Source organism: Paraburkholderia sp. BR10882 (genome assembly GCF_040948855.1).
Classification (GTDB): Bacteria; Pseudomonadota; Gammaproteobacteria; order Burkholderiales; family Burkholderiaceae; genus Paraburkholderia; species Paraburkholderia nodosa_A.
In genome coordinates this window covers 58,943-65,340 of sequence record NZ_JBFPKP010000031.1, presented here as the reverse complement: position 1 = coordinate 65,340, position 6,398 = coordinate 58,943, and the positions used below count along the sequence as shown (strand labels likewise).

General features: G+C 69.1%; 3 protein-coding genes. 1 reads left to right on the top strand and 2 read right to left on the bottom strand.

What is annotated here, in order from left to right; translation table 11 throughout:
* Together AB3X99_RS38425 and AB3X99_RS38420 are read right to left on the bottom strand one after the other, a co-directional pair.
* Positions 1-561, bottom strand: a 561-nt coding sequence (locus AB3X99_RS38425; RefSeq protein ID WP_368661793.1) for an NAD(P)H-hydrate epimerase, incomplete at its 3' end; no start/stop codon positions are given.
* 120 nt (positions 562-681) lie between these two features.
* The gene (locus AB3X99_RS38420; RefSeq protein ID WP_342945723.1) at positions 682-1,977 is read right to left on the bottom strand and encodes an FAD-dependent oxidoreductase; all 1,296 of its coding nucleotides are present in this window, start codon (positions 1,975-1,977) and stop codon (positions 682-684) included.
* A gap of 342 nt (positions 1,978-2,319) precedes the next feature.
* Between AB3X99_RS38420 and purL the strand changes: the two genes are divergently transcribed.
* A complete protein-coding gene (gene purL, locus AB3X99_RS38415; RefSeq protein WP_368661792.1) occupies positions 2,320-6,396 on the top strand; it encodes a phosphoribosylformylglycinamidine synthase in 4,077 nt (1,358 codons plus the stop codon).
* Positions 6,397-6,398: the final 2 nt, after the last annotated feature.

Here is a 6,398-nt window from a genome sequence, read left to right as displayed (position 1 = left end):
GTCGAGGCCGCTCGGCACGTCGAGCGCGAGCACGTGGCCATGGCTGCGCGCGCGTGCCGAGAGCGTTTCGGCGAGTTCGGCGAACACGCCCTCGAGCCCGCGCGCAAGGCCGATGCCGAACAGGCCGTCGACGAGCCAGCCGTGAGCATCGAACGATCCGGGCACCGACGCGGCGATGGGCACGCCCGCCGCACGAGCCTCGGCGAGCGCCCAGCGCGCGTCGTCGGGCTTGACCTCGACGGGCATGCAGACTTCCACGGCGACGCCCGCGCGATGCAGCTCCGTGGCGACGACGAGCGCGTCACCACCGTTGTTGCCGGGCCCGGCGGCGAACCAGACGGGCTTGTCGCTCGCCGACGAGGGCGCGTGCGCGAGTTGCTCGCTCAGGAAGTGCGCGGCGGCGGCGCCTGCGCGCGCCATGAGCGTGTGGGCAGGCAGAGCTGACTGCGCGGCGACTTCGGCCTCGCGCAGCGGTTCGACGGTAAGCAGCGGGACCGCACGATCGTGCGGGTAGACGAGCACCGGTTGCCCGGCGCCGGAGGAATGTAGAGCGTGCGTCATGGCGATGCGGTCCTCGGAGGCGACATCGCAACGATACCCGAGCATGCCTTCAGACGGCACGCCCCAAGCGTGGGCTGGACTGGCGCGGCGGCGCGGCAATGCCGCACACGCTTGCGCGGCTCAATCGCGGCCCGGCGAGAGCGCCTTGATGGTATCGGCCGGCAGGTCAGGCGCCGCGTTGGAGATCTGCTGGGCGATGAGACGCGCGGAGCCGAGCGAAAGTGCCCAGCCTGCCGGCCCGTGGCCCGCGTTGACGTACAGGCGCGGATGGCTCACGTTGCCGACCGCCGGCAGGCCGTCGGCGGAAAGCAGCTTGATGCCTTCCCACGCGAGCGCCGCCGAAATACGCGCGGCGCCCGGCGCCCAGTCGCGCGACGCCTCGCCGAGCAACGCGAGGGCGTCTTCGGTGAGCCCCTCGGGCAGCGCGTCATCGACCTCCTGTGCGCGCAGCAGCACGGCGGCGCCCGATATGCGCAGCCGGTGATTCATGCGCGCGATGGCGATGCGCTTGCCGGCGTCGACGATGGTCGTCTGCGGCACGCATTCCTCGTGCGCCACCGGCGAATTGAGCGTGTGCATGCGCAGCGGATAAAACGGCACCTTGAGGCCGAGCGGCGCGAGCAGGCGCGGCGTTTGCGCGCCCGCGGCGACCACGACGGCGTCGCCCGAGATCACCTCGACGTCGCGCGAGCGGCCCGCTTCGTGCGCCGGCGGCGCGAGCTCCACGGCTGCGCGCCGGTCTTCCAGGCGTATCGCATTGACCTCGCGGCTCATCTCGAACTGCACGCCGCCCTGGGCGTCGAGCACCTGCTTGAGCAGCTTCACGAAGAGCGGGCAGTTGGCCACCCGGCCGGTTTCGAAATGCACGCCGCCCGCAAACGGCGGATCGGCGGGGATGGCATGGTCGAAAGCCACGCATTCCGCGGGCGAAAGCGCGTGGTGGGGCGTCTCGAAGCGGCGCAGCAGTTCGAGGGCCGGTTGCGTGAGCGACCATTCGTCGTTGCCGCGCACGAGGTAGAGCAGGCCGTCGCGCTGCTCGTAGTCGAGCTGGAAGCGCGCGTCGATGTCGGCGAGCGCCGCTTGCGCCGAGTCGATGAGCGGGCGCAGCAGCGCATAGCGCCCGGCGAACGCCTCGGAGCCGTGCAGCGTGGCGAGGCGCTTGACGAAACCGTGCGCGTGCCCGCGCCAGCCCGTCTTGCTGATCACGCCGCCGGACGATTGACGGCCATTGCGCAGGAAGGTGGGGCCGAACCAGACGTCGAGCGGCGTGGGCAGCGCAATGCCGCTATGCCCATAGGTCGCGCCTTGCGCAACGGTGGCGTGGCGTTCGATTACGCAGACGCGATGCCCGGCCGCGCGCAGCTGCCAGGCGGTAGCGATGCCGGCGATTCCGCCGCCGATGACGATGACATCCATGACGATACGATCTGCAGGCAGGCGGCGCTCGCTCGGGTGAGGGCGTCCTGCCGAAGGTGGGGCGTGCGGCGCGCCGAAGCCATGCCCGGGTGCGCCGATCAGACGAAACGCGCAATCATAGCAGCGAAAGCGTCCGCGTCGCCATGCGCGAGGCCGGCTTGCCACACGCGTGTCGCACGGCCACCGGGGCGGTCAGGACAGGCCTTCCGGGTTATAATCGCGGTCTCCCTTCGCCTGACCGTCGCCATCCCCCGCGCGACGCATCGCCACCTTGCGACGTGTTTCGCGCGAGGCGAAGCCGCGACGCAACTCTGACGCAACCTCGACGCAACGCCCCAGTCCATGGCCCACTTCTCGTGTTTCCCCGGCGCTTCGGCCCTTTCCGACTTCCGTCAGACCCGCCTGCTCGAGACGCTTCAGCGTATCGACGCCAACATCGTCGGCGTGCACGGCCAGTATCTGCACTTCGTCAATTCGGCCGAGCCGCTCTCTGCCGACGACAGCGCGAAGATCGACGCGCTGATGCACTACGGCGCGCCGTTCGCGGCCCCGCAGGAGCGCGGCAGCGCGCTCACGTTCCTCGTCGTGCCGCGCTTCGGCACGGTGTCGCCGTGGGCGAGCAAGGCCACGGACATCGCGCACCATTGCGGCCTCGAGCAGGTGCGCCGCATCGAGCGCGGCGTCGAATACACCGTGGTGCTCAAGTCGGGCCTGCTCGGCGGCAAGAAGACGCTCCCGGAAGAGGCGCACGCCGCCGTCGCCGCGGCGCTGCACGACCGCATGACGGAAAGCGTGGCGCCTTCGCGCGACGCGGCACTGCATCTGTTCGACGAACTGCCGGCCCGCCCGATGCAGACGGTCGACGTGCTCGGCCACGGCCGTGCGGCGCTGGAAACGGCCAACGGCGAACTGGGCCTCGCGCTCGCCGACGATGAAATCGACTATCTCGTCGACAACTTCAAGAAGCTCGAGCGCAACCCGACCGACGTCGAGCTGATGATGTTCGCGCAGGCCAACAGCGAGCACTGCCGCCACAAGATCTTCAACGCGAGCTGGACGATCGACGGCCAGGATCAGGATATGTCGCTTTTCGCGATGATCCGCAACACCGAGAAGATCAGCCCGCAGGGCACGATCGTTGCCTACTCGGATAACTCGTCGATCATGGAAGGCGCGGTCGCGGAGCGCTGGTTCCCGCGCAAGAACCACGCCGACGGCACGCCCGGCGAACAGTACGGCCGCCACACCGAACTCACGCACACGCTGATGAAGGTGGAGACGCACAACCACCCCACGGCGATCTCGCCGTTCGCGGGCGCAGCGACGGGCTCGGGCGGCGAAATCCGCGACGAAGGCGCGACGGGCCGCGGCGCGCGTCCGAAGGCCGGTCTCACGGGCTTCACGGTTTCGAACCTCGATCTGCCCGACGCGCGCGAAGCATGGGAAGACGCGCGTGACGCGGCCGTGCCGCTCGCGCTGCGCAACCCCGCCGACACGCAGGGCGCCTATGGCCGCCCGGACCGCATCGCTTCGCCGCTGCAGATCATGATCGACGGCCCGCTCGGCGGCGCCGCGTTCAACAACGAATTCGGCCGGCCGAACCTCGGCGGCTATTTCCGTACCTACGAGCAGAACGTGGCGGGCACCGTGCGCGGCTATCACAAGCCGATCATGATCGCGGGCGGCCTCGGCAACATCAGCGCGCAGCACACGCACAAGCACGACCTGCCGGCCGGCACGCTGCTGATCCAGATCGGCGGCCCGGGCATGCGCATCGGCATGGGCGGCGGCGCGGCCAGCTCGATGGCCACCGGCACCAATACCGCCGAACTCGACTTCGACTCGGTTCAGCGCGGCAACCCGGAAATCGAGCGTCGCGCCCAGGAAGTCATCAATTCGTGCTGGCAGCTGGGCGAACGCAACCCGATCCTGAGCATTCACGACGTGGGCGCGGGCGGCCTTTCCAACGCCTTCCCGGAACTCGTCGACGGCGCCGACAAGGGCGCGCGCTTCGAGCTGCGCAAGGTGCAGCTCGAAGAGTCGGGGCTTTCGCCGCGCGAAATCTGGTCGAACGAGTCGCAGGAACGCTACGTTCTCGCGATCGCACCCGCCGATCTGGCCGAATTCCAGGCGATCTGCGAGCGTGAGCGCTGCCCGTTCGCCGTCGTGGGCGTCGCGACCGACGCGCGCGACCTGAAGCTCATCGACACCGACGAGCAGGCGCTCGCGGCCAACGGCGGCCACCAGCCCGTCGACATGCCGATGGACATCCTGCTCGGCAAGCCGCCGCGCATGCACCGCGACGTCGAGCACGCGAGCGTGCCGCTCGCGCCGGTCGAAGTCACGGGCGTCTCGCTCGACGAAGTCGCGAAGAGCGTGCTGCGCCACCCGACCGTGGGGAGCAAGTCGTTCCTCATCACCATCGGCGACCGCTCGGTGGGCGGCACGACGGTGCGCGACCAGATGGTCGGCCCGTGGCAGGTGCCGGTGGCCGACTGCGCGATCACCGCGCTCGACTATGCGGGCTACAAGGGCGAAGCGATGACGATGGCCGAGCGCACGCCGCTCGCCGTGATCGATGCGCCCGCATCGGGCCGCATGGCCGTGGGCGAGGCGATCACCAACATCGCCAGCGCGCCCATTTTGTCGCTCGACAAGCTCAAGCTCTCCGCGAACTGGATGGCCGCGTGCGGCGCACCGGGCGAGGACGCGGCGCTCTACGACACCGTGAAGGCGATCGGCATGGGGCTGTGCCCGGCGCTGGGCATCGGCATTCCGGTGGGCAAGGATTCGCTCTCCATGCGCACGAAGTGGAACGAAGCAGGCGTGGCGAAGGAAGTGGTCGCGCCGGTTTCGCTGATCATCTCGGCGTTCGCGCCGGTCGACGACGTGCGCCGCCACCTCACGCCGCAACTGCGCCGCGTCGACGAGGCGGGCGAGTCGGTGCTGATCGCGATCGATCTGGGCCGCGGCAAGAACCGCATGGGCGGCAGCATCTTCGCGCAGGTCACGCAGCAGGTCGGCGACGCGGTGCCCGACGTGGACAGCGCCGAAGACCTCAAGCAGTTCTTCACGGCCATCCAGCAACTGAACGCGAACGAGCAACTGCTCGCGTACCACGACCGCTCGGACGGCGGCCTGTGGGCGACGGTCTGCGAAATGGCCTTCGCGGGTCACACGGGCGTGTCGCTGAACGTGGACATGCTCGCGCTCGACAGCGAGCACGAGTCCGACTACGGCGACGCCAAGGACTGGGCGAAGCAAACGAGCGGCCGCCGCGAAGACCGCACGCTGCGCGCGCTCTTCTCCGAAGAACTGGGCGCCGTGATCCAGGTGCCGGCACAGCAGCGCGACGTCGTGATGGGCGTGCTGCGTCAGCATGGCCTCTCGGTGTGCTCGCACGTGATCGGCACGCTGAACAATCGCGACTCGATCGAAATCTACCGTGACGCGAAGCGCATCTACGAAGCGCCGCGTGCGGAGCTGCAACGCGTGTGGAGCGAAGTGAGCTGGCGTATTGCGCGTCTGCGCGACAATCCCGCGTGCGCCGATTCCGAATACGACGCGCTCCTCGACGCCGCCGATCCGGGCATGCAGCCGCATCTCACGTTCGATCCGGCCGAGGACATCGCTGCGCCGTTCATCGGCAAGGGTGCGCGTCCGCGTGTCGCCATCCTGCGCGAGCAGGGCGTGAACTCGCACCTCGAAACCGCATACGCGTTCGACCGCGCCGGCTTCGACGCGCACGACGTCCACATGAGCGACCTGCTCGAAGGCCGCGCCACGCTCGCCGACTTCGCGGGTGCGGTGGCCTGCGGCGGCTTCTCGTACGGCGACGTGCTGGGCGCGGGCGAAGGCTGGGCCAAGACGATCCGCTTCAACGCGAAGCTCGCGGACATGTTCGCGGCCTTCTTCGCCCGTCAGGACACGTTCGCGCTCGGCATCTGCAACGGCTGCCAGATGATGTCGAGCCTCGCCTCGATGATCCCGGGCGCCGAAGCCTGGCCGAAGTTCACGCGCAACAAGTCGGAGCAGTTCGAAGCGCGCTTCTCGCTGGTGGAAGTGCAGGGCTCGCCGTCGATCTTCTTCAACGGCATGGAAGGCTCGCGCATTCCCGTGGCGGTCGCGCACGGCGAAGGTTTCGCGGACTTCTCGCAGCAGGGCGACATCTCGAAGGTCGCGGTGGCGATGCGCTACGTCGACCATCGCGCCCAGGCAACCGAGGCCTACCCATTCAATCCGAACGGCTCGCCGCAAGGCATCACGTCGGTCACGACGCCCGACGGCCGCTTCACGGTGCTGATGCCGCACACCGAGCGCGTGCAGCGCACGGTGACGATGAGCTGGCACCCCGAAGCCTGGGGCGAGGCGAGCCCGTGGATGCGTGCGTTCCAGAACGCGCGCAAGTGGGTGGGCTAATG